At 33.3% G+C, this 627-nt stretch carries 1 protein-coding gene; it reads left to right on the forward strand.

All coding sequences use genetic code 11. The features are described 5' to 3' along the window. Positions 1–627, forward strand: a 627-nt coding sequence (locus B0A80_RS01655; protein ID WP_165769210.1) for an AMP-binding protein, incomplete at both ends; no start/stop codon positions are given.

A 627-nucleotide genomic window follows, 5' to 3' on the forward strand; every position in this document is an offset into this window, starting at 1 on the left:
TATGTTATGTATACATCGGGCAGTACAGGTCGTCCTAAAGGGGTTATGATTGCACATAAGAATGTTACAAATCTAATCAATTCTCAAGTCAATACATTTAATATTGATTCTGATGACGTCATTTTACAGTTTTCAAATTTTGTATTTGATGCTTCTGTTGAACAGTTTTTTATTGCCTTATCTACTGGAAGTAGGTTGGTTTTAATAAATCGAGTAAGAATTTTTGATACTATAAAGTTACTTGATTTTATTGATGATCAAAAAATTACGCATATTCATGCTACTCCAAGTATGTTAAGTACATTGCCAGTAAGAAAAACATTTAAATATTTGAAAAGGGTTGTGGTAATAGGGGAAATTTGTAACGAAAAGCTAGCAAAAAATTGGGGAGATATTTATATGTTTTATAATGAATATGGTCCAACAGAGACGACGGTTACTTCTACGATATACGCTTATAATAACATTATAGAAAATAAAGATGTCCCAATTGGTAAGCCTATTGCCAACACGCAGATCTACATTTTAGATTCGGCATTAGAGTTGGTTCCTATCGGAGTAGTGGGCGAGCTTTGTATATCAGGAGACGGATTGGCTCGCGGATATCTGAATAATGCGGAACTTACT

Source organism: Flavobacterium tructae (assembly GCF_002217475.1).
GTDB lineage: Bacteria > Bacteroidota > Bacteroidia > Flavobacteriales > Flavobacteriaceae > Flavobacterium > Flavobacterium tructae.